This window comes from Bacillota bacterium, assembly GCA_012839765.1.
Taxonomy (GTDB): Bacteria; Bacillota; Limnochordia; order DUMW01; family DUMW01; genus DUMW01.
In genome coordinates, this window is the sequence record DUMW01000031.1 from 65,005 (window position 1) to 83,006 (window position 18,002).

Annotated in this window: 16 protein-coding genes and 1 riboswitch; of the genes, 12 read left to right on the top strand and 4 right to left on the bottom strand. The window is 53.3% G+C overall.

All coding sequences use genetic code 11. The features are described 5' to 3' along the window. Positions 1–9: 9 nt before the first annotated feature. Positions 10–630 carry a response regulator transcription factor gene (locus GXX57_03135; GenBank protein HHV43650.1) on the bottom strand — a complete coding sequence of 207 codons (621 nt, stop codon included), beginning with the start codon at positions 628–630 and terminating at the stop codon, positions 10–12. After that, positions 608–1,708 (bottom strand): sensor histidine kinase, encoded by a 1,101-nt coding sequence (locus GXX57_03140; protein HHV43651.1) that lies wholly within the window; start codon positions 1,706–1,708, stop codon positions 608–610. The genes GXX57_03135 and GXX57_03140 overlap by 23 nt, the downstream gene beginning before the upstream one ends. A gap of 156 nt (positions 1,709–1,864) precedes the next feature. Here GXX57_03140 and GXX57_03145 point away from each other — a divergent pair, with 156 nt between their 5' ends. The 11 genes from GXX57_03145 (at position 1,865) to GXX57_03195 (ending at position 13,262) form a co-directional block, all read left to right on the top strand. Further along, a complete protein-coding gene (locus tag GXX57_03145; protein HHV43652.1) occupies positions 1,865–2,794 on the top strand; it encodes an ABC transporter ATP-binding protein in 930 nt (309 codons plus the stop codon). Between the two features lie 12 nt (positions 2,795–2,806). After that, entirely contained in the window at positions 2,807–3,949 is a 1,143-nt protein-coding gene (locus GXX57_03150) for an ABC transporter permease (protein ID HHV43653.1), read from the top strand. Continuing rightward, entirely contained in the window at positions 3,936–5,105 is a 1,170-nt protein-coding gene (locus GXX57_03155) for an ABC transporter permease (protein ID HHV43654.1), read from the top strand. Before GXX57_03150 ends, GXX57_03155 begins: the two co-directional genes overlap by 14 nt. Before the next feature lie 138 nt (positions 5,106–5,243). Then, a complete protein-coding gene (locus GXX57_03160; protein ID HHV43655.1) occupies positions 5,244–5,609 on the top strand; it encodes a DUF3796 domain-containing protein in 366 nt (121 codons plus the stop codon). A 164-nt stretch (positions 5,610–5,773) separates the two neighbouring features. Continuing rightward, the gene (locus GXX57_03165; GenBank protein HHV43656.1) at positions 5,774–6,526 is read left to right on the top strand and encodes a class I SAM-dependent methyltransferase; all 753 of its coding nucleotides are present in this window, start codon (positions 5,774–5,776) and stop codon (positions 6,524–6,526) included. Positions 6,527–6,616: 90 nt separating this feature from the next. After that, a riboswitch (SAM riboswitch) is annotated at positions 6,617–6,726 on the top strand. Between the two features lie 66 nt (positions 6,727–6,792). Next, on the top strand, positions 6,793–8,007 hold the full coding sequence (locus GXX57_03170) for a methionine adenosyltransferase (GenBank protein ID HHV43657.1): 1,215 nt from the start codon (positions 6,793–6,795) through the stop codon (positions 8,005–8,007). A gap of 623 nt (positions 8,008–8,630) precedes the next feature. Further along, positions 8,631–9,848: a hypothetical protein gene (locus tag GXX57_03175; GenBank protein HHV43658.1), complete on the top strand. Its 1,218-nt coding sequence runs from the start codon at positions 8,631–8,633 to the stop codon at positions 9,846–9,848. A 282-nt stretch (positions 9,849–10,130) separates the two neighbouring features. Further along, the gene (locus tag GXX57_03180; protein ID HHV43659.1) at positions 10,131–10,286 is read left to right on the top strand and encodes a hypothetical protein; all 156 of its coding nucleotides are present in this window, start codon (positions 10,131–10,133) and stop codon (positions 10,284–10,286) included. 1,213 nt (positions 10,287–11,499) lie between these two features. Continuing rightward, a complete protein-coding gene (locus GXX57_03185; GenBank protein HHV43660.1) occupies positions 11,500–11,673 on the top strand; it encodes a response regulator transcription factor in 174 nt (57 codons plus the stop codon). 487 nt (positions 11,674–12,160) lie between these two features. Then, a complete protein-coding gene (locus tag GXX57_03190; GenBank protein ID HHV43661.1) occupies positions 12,161–12,547 on the top strand; it encodes a DUF192 domain-containing protein in 387 nt (128 codons plus the stop codon). Between the two features lie 94 nt (positions 12,548–12,641). Next, positions 12,642–13,262: a C40 family peptidase gene (locus GXX57_03195; GenBank protein HHV43662.1), complete on the top strand. Its 621-nt coding sequence runs from the start codon at positions 12,642–12,644 to the stop codon at positions 13,260–13,262. Between the two features lie 275 nt (positions 13,263–13,537). Here the strand turns inward: GXX57_03195 and GXX57_03200 are convergent, their stop codons facing one another. Together GXX57_03200 and GXX57_03205 are read right to left on the bottom strand one after the other, a co-directional pair. Next, a complete protein-coding gene (locus tag GXX57_03200; protein ID HHV43663.1) occupies positions 13,538–14,548 on the bottom strand; it encodes a DUF4065 domain-containing protein in 1,011 nt (336 codons plus the stop codon). Continuing rightward, positions 14,545–14,976, bottom strand: a complete 432-nt coding sequence (locus tag GXX57_03205; protein HHV43664.1) for a type II toxin-antitoxin system MqsR family toxin — start codon at positions 14,974–14,976, stop codon at positions 14,545–14,547. Before GXX57_03205 ends, GXX57_03200 begins: the two co-directional genes overlap by 4 nt. An 819-nt stretch (positions 14,977–15,795) precedes the next feature. Between GXX57_03205 and GXX57_03210 the strand changes: the two genes are divergently transcribed. Further along, positions 15,796–17,997 (top strand): ATP-dependent RecD-like DNA helicase, encoded by a 2,202-nt coding sequence (locus tag GXX57_03210; protein HHV43665.1) that lies wholly within the window; start codon positions 15,796–15,798, stop codon positions 17,995–17,997. Positions 17,998–18,002: the final 5 nt, after the last annotated feature.

Sequence of the window (18,002 nt, forward strand, 5' to 3'; positions counted from 1 at the left end):
TTTTACTATTCACTTCCCCGTGAGGAAGAAGACTGCCAACTGGGTGCGATCGCGCAGCCCTAGTTTTTCCAGGATCGTGCTTAGATAGTTGCGTACCGTCCCTTCGCTCAGGTGCAGAGTCTGAGCGATCTCTTTGTTGCTTAATCCCTGAGCCACCAGTTCAATGATCCGTTGTTCCCGTTCGGTGATGTCAAACTGGCGGAGATCCCTTGGTCTGTCCTCCTTTAGAAGGGTAGGCAGTTTGGTGATGATGGCCTCCCCGAAGACGCTTTGGCCTCGATGGACCGCCTTCAGCGCGGGTACAATCCCTTCGAAATCCTGTTTGAGGATATATCCCTTGGCGCCCAGTTTGAGGGCTTGGAGGATATATTCATCATCGGAAAAGGTGGTGAGAAACAGGATCCGGGCCTGGGGATGGTGGCGCAGGATTTCTTGGCAAGCGGTCAGTCCCGAGGTCCCCTTCATCCGGATGTCCATCAGTAGGACATCGGGCTGTAGTTTGGAGAAAAGCGCGATGGCCTGTTGGCCGTCGTAACCTACTCCCACCACTTCCAGGTCTGGGTTTGCCTCCAGGATGGTCTTCAATGCTTGGCACACCAGGGGGTCGTCATCGATGATGAGAACCTTCACGGGTTTTGCCTCCCTTCGGAATGGAGATAAAGATCCTAAAGCCCCCCTCTTGGTCGATGGTCATTTGACCCTGCAGGGTCTGAACCCGTTCCAGCATACTCTTTAGACCCAGTCCCTGTCCAGTATCCGGACGGGCCCCAGCACCGTTATCCTGCAGGATGAGCTGATAGAGGGCCGGGTGTTCCAAAAGCATGAGGGTGGCTTGGGTAGCCCCGGAGTGACGCATGATATTGTTCAAGCCCTCTTTGATCACCGCCAGGAAACAATAGGCGATGTCCTTCGACGGCTCCCTTTCCAAGCGATAGTCCAGGCGAATGGGGCAGAAGGTGAACTCCTGGACCAAGGCTTCCACCTGGGTCCGCAGTTCGAAGGATTCAGCGTGCAGATCATGGACGCTTTTTCGCATCTGTTCCATGGCCTGGGCGAGGGTGTCTTTGATCATTGTTAAGCTTTCTTGGTGGGGGCCGTGGGGTTTTGTGACCAGTAAAGCACCTACCTGCAAAAGACATCGGGAAAGAAGATGTCCCACATGATCATGGATCTCCCGGGCGATGCGGCTTCGTTCGTTTAAGGTAGCCAGGCGAATTTCGTAATCCTGTTTAGCTAACAGCTCTTGGTTTTGACGTTGGAGCAACAGGGTTAGCTCATGGGCGTTGTCTCGGAGGGTCCTGGCCATCTTATCGTTCTTTTCTAGGGCCACGGTGTAATAGGCCAATAGATAGCTTACCCCCAGTAAAGCCCCCACCGAGAGTCCTGTGGCCACCGGCAGATTGACCACCGTTACGCCGAAAGCACCGATGACGGCCAGAAGCCAGCCCGGTCGGTCCGTGGCCTGGAACATCACTAGGGCGTCATAGCACACCAAGGGGACAAATAGGCCGAAAGGGGGCCAGAGCATGCAGGCGAGGATGTACAGGCCCAAAGTGACACCAAGGACGGGCTTTGCTTGCAGATAACCATTTAACGCGCTGCTGGTCAAGGCCGCAAGGAGCGCCACCACTGCGCTCACATCCTCCGCTTGTCCTGGCAGCAGGGTAATACAGCAGGCCAGCAATACTAGCCGCAGCAAGACTCCCATGATCACGTCTCCTTTGTTACCAGATTAGCATATCCCCCGGTGGGGGGCAATTTCTCCTGTGACAATTGTCATGGAAGCTTTTGATCTTCGTTACTTCTTAGGAAGGCTGCCTTTTAGTAGAATGGGGCTAGGTAAGGAAAAGGAGGAGCAACTATGCTGGTACGGGTGGAAAACTTGGTGAAACGCTACGGCAATGTGCTGGCCCTGGACCACTTTAACCTCCAGGTGAAAAGGGGAGAGATTGTGGGCCTTCTGGGACCTAACGGGTCCGGTAAGACCACGGCCATCAACTGCATCTTGGCTTTGTTGAAATATGATAAGGGCACCATTGAAGTCTTTGGGCAGCCCATGCGGCCCGATGCCTATGAGATTAAGCAGAGGATCGGGATTGTGATGCAAAACGTGGCGGTCTTTGATGAATTGCGGGTGGAAGAAAACGTAGACTACTTCTGCGGCCTTTATGTGCAGGACGCGGCGACCCGGAAGAAACTGGTGCAGGAGGCCATCGAGTTTGTGGGACTCGACGACTTCCGGCGGACCTATCCCCGGAAGCTTTCGGGGGGCTTGCTTCGCCGACTGAACATTGCCTGTGGCATTGCCCACCGACCGGAACTGTTGATCCTGGACGAACCCACGGTGGCGGTGGATCCCCAAAGTCGTAATAAAATCCTGGAGGGGATCAAGGAGCTGAACCGCCATGGTACCACTGTCATCTACACCTCCCACTACATGGAGGAGGTGGAGCAACTGTGCACCCGGGTGGTGATCATGGATCAGGGGAAGACCGTGGCCGAAGGGACCACCGAGGAATTGAAAGGGATGATCAACCACGGGGAGCGCATCAATGTTGAAGTCTATTTCCTCCCCCCCGAAGATCTAGCCCAGATCCGGCAACTGCCCAATGTGACCCGGGCCACCTTCGCGGATAATCATCTTTTGGTGCACTTTGAAGGGGGGCAGCACAATTTGCTCCACCTATTGGATTACCTCAAGTCCCGGGAGATCTCCTTCAATCGGGTGTTTTCCACCCAGCCTACTTTGAACGACGTGTTTCTAGAGATCACCGGCCGCCAACTGCGGGATTAGGGAGGGGTAGGAATGTTTGCCTTTTTGTACTTTTACCGCCTGAAGTGCCTGCTGCGTGACCGGATGCTGGTTTTTTGGACTTTGCTCTTTTCTTTGGTGTTGGCCACCCTGTTTTATTTTGCCTTCGGACGGTTGACCACGGAATTTGAGCGCTTTGAGCCCATCAAAGTGGCCGTAGTGGATAACCCAGCATACAGGACCCAGGTGGCCTTTCGGGATCTTTTGGATAACCTCTCCCAGTCGGGGGAGCAGCAGCTTTTGGACTTGGCGGTGGTGGATGAAGCCACAGCAGAAAAGATGTTGGAGGAAGACAAAGTGGTGGGCCTGATCCGGGTAACCGATGGTCTGGAGTTGGTGGTGAAGGGGCCCGGACTTAAACAAAGCATCCTGAAAGGGATCCTTGATCAGTACCTCCAGACCGGAGAGACGGTGACAAGAATTGTGAAGGAAAACGCCGGGGTATTGAATGAACTTTTGGCGGGCCTGGGCAACCAGCAGGAGTACACCCGCCAGGTGGCCTATTCCGACGCGGTGCCCGAGACCGTGCTCACTTATTTCTATGCCTTGATTGCCATGACGTGCCTTTACAGCGGGTTTTGGGGCCTGCGGAACACTAAAGACATCCAGGCGGATCTATCGCCCGAGGGTGCCCGCCGCAGTGTGGCCCCTACCCATAAACTGCAGGTGGTTCTGGCGGATACCGCGGCGGTGGTGACCGCTAGTTTCGGGGAAGTCTTAATTCTGCTAGCCTATATGGCCTTGGGGCTGGGGATCCAGTTCGGCAGTGAAACGGGCTACGTACTGCTGACCTGTTTTGCCGGCTGTCTTGTCGGGGTGTCTTTGGGTAATCTTATCGGTACCGTTCTTCCCGGTGGGGAGGGGGTTAAGGTGGGGGTTCTCATCGGGGTTAGCATGTTGATGAGTTTCCTCAGCGGGTTGATGTATGTGGAGATGAAACACATTGTGGACCGCTCGCTTCCCTTTTTGTCCCTCATTAATCCGGCGGCCCTGATCACCGATGCCTTTTACAGTCTTTACGTTTACGATACCCATCGGCGCTTTTTCATGAACATCGGGATGCTGTTGCTGCTTTCTTTGGTGATGAGCTTGGTGAGCTTTTTCTGGCTGAGGAGGGAACGGTATGCAAGTATTTAAAGCCTATCTGAAGGTAATCCGTAGTTCCATAGGTTCCTTGGTAATTCCCTTTGGGGTCTTTCTGAGCATCGCCCTGCTGGTGGGCCCCGCGGAGGAGGCGACCCAGTATTTCACTCCCACCAAGGTCCCCATCGCCGTGATTAACCGGGATACCGAGGGAATTGTTGCCCAGGGATTGGTGGACTATCTAGACCAGACCTTTCGGTTAATGTCCTATCCCGATGACCCCCAGCTTTTGCAGGATGCGCTTTTTTATCGCAGTGTGGAATATGTGGTTATCATTCCTGCAGGGTTTTCCGCAGGTTTCCTGGCTGGTGAAAAGGTGCAGATCGAAAAGGTGATTGTGCCCGCCTCCTCCACCAGTTTCTACGTAGACCTGGCGGTAAACAGGTTTCTCAATACTCTGCGGTTATACCGGGACTATGGCCCCCAGGGTTCCCCGGGACAACTGGTTCAGGCGACCCTCGGGGACTTACGGGTGGAAACCCGGGTAAGCCTTTACGGGGAGGGGCCCTCCAGCACTGTCGACAAGCCCTATTCCTTCTATTTCCGCTACAGTGCCTATGCTTTGTTGGGTATGATCACCATGGGCGTCAGTACGGTGATGCTGGCCTTTAACCGACGGGACCTGCTTTTACGCAACTACTGTGCGCCCCTACCCCGGCGGCAGATGCACCTGCAATTGTTCCTGGGCCATGGAGTCTTTGCTTTGGGTTCTTGGATACTGGTTTTCTTGCCGGGTCTGCTCCTTTATGGTCGGAAGAGCCTTCTTCCCATGAACCTGTTGGGGTTGTATGCCCTGAATACAGTAATCTTTGCGGTGGTTTGTGCCACCATTGGTTTTATGGTGGGTAGCCTTGTGAAGAACCGCAACATTCAGCCGGGAGTGGTGAACGTTCTTTCTATAGGCATGAACTTCCTGGGCGGAGTCTTCGTTCCCCAGGCCTTCATGAGCGACTCGGTCCTGGCGGTGGCCCGATTCCTGCCGTCCTATTGGTTTGTCCGGGCCTGTGATCTAACCGCAAGCCTCACCAAGCTCAATCCTAGCACCCTCCGGCCTATCTACGGCAGTATGTTGATCCAATTGGGGTTTGCGGTGGCGATCTTCTCCGTGACTTTGCTGCTGACCAAGGAACGCAAGCTGTCCCAGTTTTAGGGTGGCTTTCTAGAGGCAAGCCTTTTGTGCAGGGCTTGCCTTTATTCTAAGGCGGTTTTCCTCTATTGTTCTGAATTGTGTCGGCGACGAAAAGTTGGTATACTATTGACAGCACTTTCCATATAAGGAGGAAATGAGATGGCGTGGCAGAAGCGGATAAACTGGTTGGGCTTTCTGGGCTTCCTGGGCTTTTTGGGTTTTCTTAAGTCTTCCCAAGGGGAACCGCAGTACATCTTCTTTGTCTTCTTTTCCTTCTTTGCCTATTTTCTCCCTACCCCGTCCCGCTGGGAGCCGGCGATGGAACACCGTCTGTTCTCCTGGATGGTTTCCATCTACTCGATTTTGCTCTTCCTGTTGTATATCCTCTTGGTTCTCAACAAGACAATCTTCCATGTGACCTCCATCTCTATCCATACCGTGGAACTGGTGGTTTCTATCTTCCTCGCGGTGACCACGGTGCTGTTTGTCTTCCTACGGTACGTTATCTCCAAAGGGGGGAAATGAGTAGTTTCTTTTGGGTCGACGGGAATTTGGAAATAGGGTATAGTGGGTTCGGTAGCCGTTGGCTTTGGAGGATAAAGGACCGATGGAGGGGATGACCGCAAGCCAAGGGGTCATCCCCTCCACAGAGGATTCTTCCAAATGCCATGGGAGGATGAGTGGAAGTCATGGTGGATCGGAACAGATTGCGACAGGAGTGGCTCGCCCTGGCTCCGGCCTGGATTAGGGAGTGCCGGGAGGGGAAAAACTCGGTGCGGGCGGGTATGTTGGACGCGGTGATGCTGGAGGCCTGTGGGACTGTGACGGGCTTACGGGTCTTGGACTCTGGGTGTGGTGAAGGGCGCTTTTGCCGGATGCTAGTGGAACGGGGCGCCGCCTATGTACTGGGTTTGGATCTGTGTCCGCCTATGATCGAAGCCGCCCGGCAATTGCAGTCCCAAAGAGACGAATACCGAGTGGCGGATGTCCAGGATCTGAGTTTCCTGGAAAGTGAAACCTTTGATCTGGCCGTTTCATATCTTAATCACTGTGACCTTCCGGACTTTGCTGCTAATACAAGGGAGATCTTCCGGGTGCTTAAGGGGGGCGGTCGGTTCGTAATTGCCAATCTGCACCCCATGCGGTCCGCCTCGGGAAAGTGGTACCGGGACGATCAGGGCAATAAGCTCCACGTGATCCTAGACGACTACTTCGACGAAGGGGAACGGCACTGGACCATGCTGGGGGTAGAGTTCACTAATTTCCACCGTTCCCTGTCAACGTGTATCAATAGCTTTATTGAGACAGGCTTTTCCCTGGTAAGGCTGATCGAACCGACGGTGACCGAGGAGCAGTTGGTTCCGTATCCGGATTTGGATGATGAGATGCGTGTACCCAACTTCATCGTTTTTGTCCTGGAAAAGCCCGAGGGTGCTAGGTAAAGATGCCAGATGAGCGGTTTAGCGGTTGTTTTGAGGGTTATTGACTGCTTTCCAGCAGTGTGATAGGATAGGAAAGGACAAGTGAATAAAGGCTCATCGAGAGTGGTGGAGGGACTGGCCCAATGAAACCCGGCAACCGGTGGAATAATCCCACAAGGTGCTAAATCCTGCAGAATGGTAACCGTTCTGAGAGATGAGATTACTATAGCAAAACTAGTTGACCTCATCCGTAAGCGCGGTGAGGTCATTTTTGTATGGAGGTCAAAATGTTGACAGGCAAAAGGGATTTCTTGTTTACTTCTGAATCGGTGACCGAAGGTCATCCGGACAAAATGTGTGATCAGATTTCCGATGCCATCCTGGATGCCATCATCGCCCAGGACCCCGAGGCGCGGGTGGCCTGCGAGGTGGCCGTTACAACAGGGATGGTCCTGGTGATGGGAGAGATCAGCACCGTGGCCCAGGTGGACATCCCCAAACTGGTCCGAAACACCATTCGGGAGATCGGCTATGATCGGGCTAAATACGGGTTTGATGCTGACACCTGCGCGGTGCTGGTCGCCCTCGATGAGCAGTCGCCAGATATTTCCATGGGTGTGCAGCGGGCCTTGGAAGTGCGCAACCAGGTGGACGGCAACTCCAGACTGGAATACCTGGGGGCAGGGGATCAGGGCCTGATGTTCGGGTACGCCTGCGATGAAACCCCTGAACTGATGCCTTTGCCCATTGCCCTGGCCCATCGGTTAGCCCAGCGGCTGAGCCAGGTGAGAAAGTCCGGGGAGCTGGCCTATCTGCGTCCCGACGGGAAGGCGCAGGTGACGGTGCAGTATCGGGATGACCGACCGGTGCGGATTGATACGGTGGTGGTCTCCACCCAGCATAGCCCCGAGATTACCAGAGAACAGTTGGAGCGGGATCTTTTGCACCATGTGATTAACCCACTTCTACCAGCGGACTTGGTGGATGGGGAGACGAAGTATCATATTAACCCCACCGGCCGGTTCGTGATTGGTGGTCCCCAGGGTGACGCGGGCCTGACGGGAAGGAAGATTATCGTGGATACTTACGGGGGTATGGCCAGACATGGGGGCGGGGCCTTCTCGGGCAAGGATCCCACCAAGGTAGATCGGTGTGCCGCCTATGCCGCCCGGTATGTGGCCAAGAACATCGTGGCTGCGGGCTTGGCTAGCCGGTGTGAGATCCAGGTGGCCTATGCCATCGGGATGATGCATCCGGTTTCCCTCATGGTAGACACCTTTGGGACCGGGATCATCTCCGATGGGGAGATTACGGCGTTGGTCCGCAAGAACTTTGACCTGCGGCCCGGGGCGATCATTCGGGACTTGGATTTAAGAAGGCCCATCTACCGTCAGGTGGCGGCCTATGGTCATTTCGGCCGGCCGGATTTGGACTTGCCCTGGGAGAGGATCGACAAAGCTGAGCTGCTGCGGCAACAGGTTTCCAGTACTGTCCGGAACTGAACAATGAGGACCGTTAGTCTATCCGGTGATTGCACCGTTTAAAGGCAGCTGGATATTACTCTGCGGTGATCCATGTCCTTCGGGTATCCCCATCCCCTAAAAGGAGAAGTCGACTGGGCACCTGCACCGGTTAAGGACTATTCCCGTTGAACACTTTCCTTTTGTACCGCCCGGAAGCGTATGTGTGAAGCTGGTGGCAAGGTGTCCAGACGTGCTTTTCTATCCGCGGATGATGCCCAAGGTCCTTATTAGTTCTTTCTGGTATTATCATTCAAGCGGTGTTTTGGTTATCCACATACAAGCTTCCCCACCGTCTCCCGGCCAAGACCAGGCGAAAAAAGTCGGCTATTCGTCCTTTCTTTGTTTACCCTAGCGCGTTTCAGCCGGCCCGTCTTGGCGTCTCCTCTAGCGTTCAAAGGTCTGTGGTGAGAATACTGTGAAATCTGGAAAGGTTAACAGTTTCTTAAAAGACGAAGCGTATGCTGTTGTTAAGGTCTTGTTTGCCCGCGGTAGTTTCGTTGTCCAGTGGGGTTCATCGGGCTAGGGTTTTATGTTGGCACGGGAAAGGTTGTGAACTAAGGGGCCTTGTGCAGGCTTGGCTTGTTAATAGGGGGTTGAACATAATGCAGAAGAAAAAGTGGTTTTTGGTGACGCAGATAACAGAGAACCTAAGGGGTGCCGTTCTCCAGAACAGGGAATGCATCAAGAGAGTACCGCTGCCATCTGTCTGCTTGGTCACACTGGTCTGTTTCCTTCTTTTCAGTGTGGCGGTCCAGGCCCAAGGTTCCGCACCGCTGGAACCTACCAATGGTACAGGGTCTAATCTTGCTTTTTTAGAGCCTCCAGAGGGACGGGTCTACCATGGGGCCTCACCCCATACCGCAGACGTGGATGCTTACATTGCGGCCCTGGGGGATCCTGACCTTTATCCCGCGGTGGAGGGCATACATGCGGCCGTCCCCGGGACCAGACCTCGGTACCTGGAACGGACCATCCGGGAGTTTCTGGAACGGGTCAGGGCTGCAGGACGGATTCCCCATTTGTCCTTTTCTATGAGCATCGGGGATGGTGAACCGGTGGATGATGTGATCGCCCTAAGTGATCGATACGACGACTTGATCCGGACCGTGGGCCGGGTGATCCGGGATTACGGTGATCCGGTGTTTGTGCGGATCGGTTTTGAGTTCAACGGTGCCTGGAATGGCTATCACCCGGGGGTGTATCCAGTGGCCTTCCGCAAGTTTGTAGATCTCCTGCGGGAGGAGGGCGCGGACAACTTCGCCACCATCTGGTGCTATGAGCCCAATGGGCCCGGTGACTTCGATGCCCTGGATTCCGACGGCCAGCCCCTTTGGTATCCGGGGGACGACTATGTAGATTGGTTTGGCCTGGATCTGTTTTACCACACCTATTTCGATCCCGATGCCGAACCTCTCTTCCGGGGTATGGAGGGGGGACGACGGGAAGGACGTGGTAGTCTTCGGGTCCAAGAGAGTCCCTATGAGCGGGCTGTGCAGTTTCTGGAGATGGCGCGACGGCACGGGAAACCGGTCTTCCTGTCGGAAGTGGCGGCGGTGGATGCCCACCTAACCCCGGACGATGCCGATCCAGGCTTTGCCGATGGGAAGGCAGATTGGGAACTGTGGTTTGAGCCGTTCTTTGCTTTTCTAGCTGCCCATCCCCAAATCAAAGGCTTTAACTATATGAGTCAGGATTACCGGGGGACTCGGTACGAAGACCTGGGCTGGGGTGATGCTCGGATCCAGATCAATAGTTTCGTGAGGGAACAGTGGATCAAAACCCTCCGGGACCACCGTTTCATACACGCGACGGATCTATGAGTTGGTTCCTATCTTCTTGCCAAGCCTCTTCTGAAAAGAACCGCAGGGACGAGGTGGTGACTAATCTCGTTTCCTGCGGATTTTACCATTTCTCCCCTTAATCTCCTCCTGAAACCCGTAGTGGATTCCATGAGGCTATCCACCCGCTGGAAGGGGATATTTATGAAGTGGAGGCCAAAAACCTGCTGATGGAGAAAGAAGAGGTTTACCTGATTCTCCGTCCTCCCGCAGCCGATGTGAGGTGAGTTGGTGTTTAACGGTTAGGTAAACGGAGACAAAGGGATGGAGGATATCGGCTGGGAGTGGTTCGTTCCTTTGACCGGTGCAGTGCCCCACCGCATACCCAATGCCCCGAAAACTGATCGAAATGGAGATTGGTTTACGATCTACGTAAACAGCATTGAGTTCGTCGCCCCAGAGGCCAAGGCATCCATCTGATGACTTGGATTCAAGTGGGATGCTCCTGCATCAGTTGGGATTTGGTTGAAGGCCAGAATAGGGACTGAAGCCCAAGGTGATGATGGTTCAACGGGTTCCCACTTTGGGAGCCTGTTTCTGGATAAGCGCGGGCTTGGGCTTGGACAGTTGACCGGTATGGTGAAATCAGGGCTGGGGGTCTTGCTAAAAACTGCTAGTATAAATATGCAGTACCTTTCTTGGCTTTCGCTTTCCGTTTGATTATAATTAATACGGATACGCCCAAGAAGAGGCATTCTTGTCGGTTTTTCCATTAGCATGCACTCATGTAATTGCGTTGGTTAAATTTTCATCTTGTAAGGTGTTCATCCTGCGCGCATATATCCTGAGGGAATCTGCAAAACTCTATTGATGCTGGCTTGAAAGTCAATCCTGTCTAAGGTCTACGGGCAAGGTAGTTGTGTTGGGTGAGTGGGTGAAACTATTGAGAGACGTAAAACTAGAAGCATTGTTGCTGGAACTGGAGCTTACGCAAAGCCGCCTTGATAAGATCTCAAAGAAGATCGAGAAGCACTTGGAAGAAATGAACTCTACATTGAAAGTCGAAGATGTATTTGAACAGTCACCGGACCCCGGGAATCAGGATTGTTAGCTTTGGGATTTCCAGGGGAAAGTCATGGGTAGATTCCTCGTCTGGCCCTAAACTAACGAAGGAGGATACCGATATTTCTCCAAGAGAGGGCCAGACAGACTGAGCACAGGAGCGAACTGGAGGCGAAGGGTGTTGGCCCCTACCAAGGTACTGATTTGTGAACCTAACCACATTATGCGGGCTGGGCTAGAGGCAATCCTGAACAGTGATCCTCGCATCGAGGTTGTGGGCACATCCACCAGCGTCAAAGAGGCTGTGGCCAGCGCCAACACCTTAAAGCCCCATGTGATGGTGGTTAATCTCAGTGATGGGTCTGTCCAAAACGTTCAGCTGTTCGCGGCGCGTATTGCCTCGGCCCTCGAGGAAGTCTTTGTGTTGGGGTTGATTCCCAAGGACAGTCCCGATACACTGGCCCGGGCTTTTTATGCCGGTATTGCCGGGTTTGTGCGCAACGACATAACCCCAGATAAGCTTATTAGTGCTGTGTTGGCAGCAGCCCAAAACAAAGAACCCCTAACCGGTGCCCTCAAGTCTGGTAAGAAAGGTCCATCTTCCTTTGCTGGTCTTTTGACCCGCCGGGAGATGCAGGTTCTACGGGGCATCGTGGATGGGAAGAGCAACCGGGAGATCGCCCAAGAGCTGTTTCTCTCTGAAAAGACGGTGAAAAACCACATCACCAATTTGCTCCGTAAGCTTGGTGTTCAGGATCGTACCCAGGCAGCGGTGCTGGCTCTTCGGGAAGGCGAGTTTGATTAGGCAAGATCCAAACCCAGAGCGCCTTGGAGATGTGGATATAAGTGTAGCGGGGATGATGCAGGCGTTGATGGCGGCCAACGCTGGGCGTTGTCCCCGCTATTAATTCTATGGGGCTACGTCGCCAACCCTTTCCTGCCGCGTTCTGCCTTCTTCTTCGATTGTCCCGATCGTGGAGAAGCCATTGTTAAGGCTTTGTTTCCCCCTCTGACCCACAGAGTATGTCGGTGAGATTCTTCCCTTTTTGTATGCTTTCTCAGTGTTCAAGGTGCTGCTTCTTGGGGTTTTCTTTTCTCCGAAAACGTCATTCCATTGATCCAGAAATGTGAGCCATCCACTGGTTCCGAATTCTGTAGGCCCCCTTGACGGTGAAAAAGGGGTATGCGCTATCTTGTCCCGGGTTTCACTACGGAAGGCTCTGCGTTGATTCCGTTGCTATAGCGTGGTAGTATGGTAATCGTAGGGTAAAGTATAGTTATATTTCCCGTAAATCGGGGTTGGAACTGCTGGGGGTGTTTCGGTGCGGACCGTTGAGGTTGTTAATCTCAGCACGGGCCAGACCGTAGGCACGCGGATCTGGGTGGCGGATCGGCCTTGGTGGCGTTTGCGGGGCCTGCTTGGTCGGAAGGACCTGGCTCCGGATCAGGGCATGCTCCTTGTGCCTTGCTGTAACATCCATACCTTCGGCATGGGGTTTTCTATCGATGTGATCTACGGGTACCGGGACGGCACCGTCTGCAAGATGCTGACGGGCTTTCCTCCCAACCGGGTGGGGCCGCTGGTGCTGGGAGGTCATTTTGTTCTGGAGCTGCCTGCGGGGACCATTGCCCGAAAGGCTATCAAGGTCGGTCACCGGTTACATTGGCGGGACCCTTGAGGCTGTGGAGCTAGGGGTCTAGGTGCAATGGTTACCCAATTGTGCTATGATGTGGGAAAGGCATACCATTACAACCCTTGGAGGTAATTTGAGGATGCGAGGTCCATTCGGTATTGTAACAGTAGCCATAATCCTGTTGTTTTCTAGTGGTGTGCAGGCGATGGAGATTGTTCAGGTTACCTCGGCCCAAGCGGAACAAGCCTTGCAGGTTGCCTACGACTATGCCGAGTTTGCCTATTCATATCAGGGACAACAGTATACGGGGATGCCCTATCTTTTGGGAGGCAGGACCACCCGGGCCGAGCTTGAGGAGGCCCTGATTCGTGGTGAGTCCATTGAGAACCTAGGGTTAGATGCTTCCGGTCTGGTGGTTAACTGTTACCGGGAGGTTATCCCCGATCTCAAATTCCGTTACCAAAGTGACCGTGGTTTTGTGCCGGTTTCCGATGTTAACAGTTATGCTCTGTTCAACTGGAATATTGTGCCCAAACCCTTGGAGGAGTTACGCCCAGGGGATCTCATTTTCTTCAAGAATGCTTCGGGACGGATCATGGGCGTGGGTCTTTTGGTGCGGGTGACGGTCAATCAAGTGCGGTGCATTGTGGCGTCGGAGAATGCGGGGCGCATTATGGAGACGGGCATGATGTTGGAGGGGGAATACTGGAAAACCCATTTTGCCGGTGGCGGCCGCCTGACCTATGTGCGCGCAGACTAGATGGATACTTCGTATTTCGAAGACCGGCAGGCGGTGAGAGGCCTGGGAACCCTTGGCTAGGTGACCGGGGAATTGCAAGCCGGCGCTAGACAAACGAAAAAGCCAACAACCGGCGTGGGAGCATCCCATGCCGGTTGCGCGTTCATACGCCTACACGGGTAGGATATCATCAGTTTTGTCAAACTTGCTGTCGTGAGCGACAGTGCGTACAGTGGCGTGAGAGGATAGGGGCTAATCGGTTCTTTCTGCTCAACCTTTTGTGTAGCCACCTAGAGTCAATGCAAAGCCCTTAAAGAGTCGGCATAGGTGTACGGGATCAGTTGCTTCATTTCAGTCATCTTATACCCGTCCTCGCTATGGGAATAATCCGTAAGGTCTTTTGCGGTGGCGTTCCTGAACTTCTCCAGCACGTCTTCCAATACCTCAAGTTCGCTTTCAGAGAACAACTCCCTATCGAACTCGACCGCAGGTACGATACACTCTCCCTCATATGGGCCATCATAGGGCTTTATCTCTATAGCACCTTCCTCGCAAAGATAAGCGATAAGTGTCTCGTGATGCTCGGGGATAGGTCCGTAGTAGTTGTGTACATACGCTGTACCACTGATAGACTCCCCGTGCCTATTGTAGCAGAGAAAGTCGGCATACCATAGCAGTTTAAGAAGCTTCGATTTTACAACACCTTTCATCTCGGACACAAAGAAGATCACCATGTTCGTCAGCTTATCAATATCAAACACCTTGTTGCCAACGTAGACCGGATCCTTATTCGTGTAACACCGAGAAAGGGAATCCCCCATTGTTCTAGCAATGTGGCATGAGGAACCCATCGAATCAAAGGCCTCAACAACTCTCTTTGCTTCTAACCGGTTGAGCTTATCCTTGTTCTCATTGTACAGTTTACGGGCATAGTAGGGATCGTCACGAAATCGAATTAGTTGGTCATTGTGCGGCCTACTCGGAATAGCTCCAGTTTCGTAACGCGCAATTGTCGTTGGACTCCAGCCGAGCAAAGCACTGATGCCCCTCTGCGACAAACCATATTTGGCCCTAATTTGCTTTATGTCTTCCGGAGACAAGAGGCCATGCTTCTTCCGGTAATCAGCATACGCTCTTTCCAGGTTTTTCCCATCAAGTTCGTCATCATAGATGGTGTCACCGCAGACATTGCACACCACCACATCTGCAATGATGGTAATTGGTTCCCCTTTAACGGGGTAGGTCTCTTCTCTTTTATAGACGGTAGCCTCTCTATCGGTATTGCACGTGGGACAGTAAGTGATCATGGCGTACCCTCCTTCCAAACGTTGCGATATGGAAGTGTAATAGGACCGTTCGACTTATGGAAGGATATACACTTTACCCCACACCTAGGGTCAAGCTTCAGCTTGATGTAGACCAAAGTACCCTCAATTTCCGGAACAAAGACCCATACGTCACCTTCTCCGGAATGGTCAGGTTCTGGTCCTTTGTCATAGTCCTGGTACGTAAGTGCGCAAATCTCATATTTCCAGTTTAACCCAAGACGAGCAATGTCAGCAATATTCTTTTGTCGGTCAACTAATATGCATCTTCCTCTTGCGATTTCTTTCCTCACTTGGCCCAAGAATCTTTCGATTTCGAACACCGATGCAGGAGCTTTCGGCATTCCCTGGTCCTCTCTGCCTCTATAGTATACAAGAAGAAAAGAAAATATGCTACCAATTGATAGCACAATTGAAAACCCGCCGAGGACGCCTGGTTAGGCTAACAACGCTTGTCCGTTCGTACTTATCTACAAAACCGATGTACCGTACTGAACCCTGAACAGAATCTCCCCGTACTTGAGCGCTTCTTCCACCTTCATGACTTCAGCAATTGACAATACTGTGTCCTCTATAGTGGACTTCCCTTTGACATATTCGGTAGCATCCAGAAAATTCCTTTATCGTAGTGCAAGAGGAATGGTTGGTGAGCAAACAGTATTCCAGTAAGGCATCCATGATGTAAGTAGTCAAATAAATAGAGGGAGGAGAGCTGGATCGGAGAGAGTCAGCATGCCACTTGAAAAGAATAGCCGGAGACATCATCCAAGCCCTAGGAATTTGCAGCACTCCTCATACTACGTTTCGGACTCTTGCACGTTAGGGATGGTTACGGTACACTGGACAAAGACATGCAAAAGTCAACGGCTTTTGTGTACTGTCACAATCCAGACAGATTTCACCTCGACCGGGGGAAGGAGTGGTCCACTGGTCATCCGGTTCATATGGGCCTGGTTGCGCGACAATGCTAGAATTAAGTGGGCCGGCCAAGCGGGCTATTGCTGGATAGAATGATGCAGGAGTGCTTTCCTGGGGCCATTTCGGGGCCAGTACCACTTGCTGAACTGGGGATTGACTTGTCTGGCCATAACCGCGGCTAGCCAAAGGCAGGGACGCGAGACAGATGACCCCCTACTGCTATACGATCAGACGCCCAAAGGTGAAGTCATTCCAATGTGGTTGTCGACTCTACAGATGTAGATAAATATACCGTACAGGGAGGTAATTCCTTGACCACGCTTGAGGGGACGGTTCAGCGCATCACGTACTATAACCCGGAGAACGGCTATGCGGTGCTCCGCTTCCTACCCCACGGTGAAAAGGAGCAGATTACCGTGGTGGGTCGTTTCCTGGCGGTGGAAGTGGGGGAGTCCTTCGTTTTGCAGGGGGATTGGTATACCCACCCTCAATACGGTCGTCAGTTTCGTGTAGAAGAATACCAGCAGAGCTTGCCCAAATCCAAGGCGGGGATCGAGCGTTACCTAGGATCCGGCATGATCCGCGGCATTGGTCCCGCCACCGCCAAGCGCATCGTGGCCAGATTTGGTCTGGATACGTTGGAGATCATTGAAAAGCATCCAGAAAGACTCCTGGAGGTGGAGGGCATTGGCCAGGCTCGGCTACAAAAGATCCAGGAGTCCTTCACGGCCCAGAAGGAGATCCGCAATGTAATGGTCTTCCTCCAGGGCTATAAGATCAGCCCCGGCTATGCGGTGAAGATCTATAAGCATTTTGGCGATGCCGCTATCGCCAGGGTGAAGCAGGATCCCTATTGCCTGGCCTGGGAGATCCCTGGCATCGGATTTAAGACCGCGGACCGGATTGCCCAGAACATGGGGGTGGCCTTGGGGGATCCCAAACGGGCAGAAGCCGCACTGTTATATATCCTCGATGCGGCCATGGAGGACGGACATGTCTTCTTGGAAGAACAGGACCTCATCGCCAAGGCCGAAGAGGAGCTGGAGGTGCCCCGGGAAGTGGCGGAGCAGGCGATACAAAGGCTTTTGGACCGCCGGGAACTGATCAGACATCCCTATGGGGAGGGCACCGCAGTCTACCGTCCCTTTATGTTTTACGGGGAGAAGAGCGTTGCGGGGAAAATTCGGTTGTTGATGCAGGCCGCCCGACAGAGTCAGCTTTCGGTCACCGAGCGGGAAGCGATGGTGGCCGCGGTGGAGAAAAAGGAGAATATTACTTTGGCTCCCCAGCAGAAGGAAGCGGTGCTGAAGGCCCTAGAATCTGGCGTATTGGTAATTACCGGTGGACCTGGAACCGGGAAGACCACAATTGTGAAGGTCATTTTGGAGTTACTCGGTGAACAGAAGGTGTTGCTTTGTTCTCCCACGGGCCGGGCTGCCAAGCGGCTTAAGGAGACCACCGGCAAGAACGCACAGACCATCCATCGGTTGCTGGAGTTCGGTCTCGATGAAGCCACCGGTCGGTTCCGGTTCCAGCGCAACGAGCAGAATCCCTTAAAGGCCGACGTGGTCATCGTTGACGAGGCGTCCATGGTGGATGTGCTGCTGATGAACAATCTGCTGAAGGCCATCAATCCACCCACCCGCTTGATTCTGGTGGGTGATGTGGACCAGTTACCATCGGTGGGGCCAGGGAACGTGTTGAGGGATATCATCGAGTCGCGGGTGGTGGACGTGGTGCGCCTGACGGAGATCTTCCGTCAGAAGCGCACAAGCCATATCATCCAGAATGCCCACAGGATCAATCAGGGATTGATGCCTTTCCTTAGCAACAGTAGCGATTTCTTCTTCACCCTACAAGAGGAGCCGGAGCAGGTGGTGGAGACTGTCAAGGGCCTGGTGGCCAAGCGATTGCCCCGGTACCTAAACTGCCACCCGATCCGGGATATCCAAGTGCTCAGCCCCATGCGTCGGACCCTTACCGGGGTGGACCATTTGAATGAACAGTTGCAGGCGGTCCTCAATCCGCCTAACCCCCAGCAGCCGGAGTTGACCTTTGGCGGTTGCTGTTTCCGCAAGGGCGATAAGGTTATGCAGATCCGCAACAACTACGAGGCTTTGGTCTTCAATGGGGATATCGGTCGGGTGTGTCATGTGGATCCGGAGGAGCGTTTGTTGAAGATCCTATTTCCCACGGAGGATGGGTATAAGGAAGTGACCTACGAGGATAGTGATCTTGATCAGATCGTCCTGGCCTATGCCATCACCGTCCATAAAAGCCAAGGTTCAGAGTACCCGGTGGTGGTGATGCCGATCACTACCCAGCACTTCATCATGCTGCAGCGGAATCTACTTTACACCGCGGTGACCCGGGCCAAACGGATGGTGGTGTTGGTGGGGACCAAGAAGGCTGTGGCCATAGCGGTGAAAAACAACAAGATCGAAACGCGCAACAGTCTGCTTCGGGATTTCCTTCAGGGACACCAGGGTCAGTTGTCCCTTGAGGAGCTGTAGGTGCG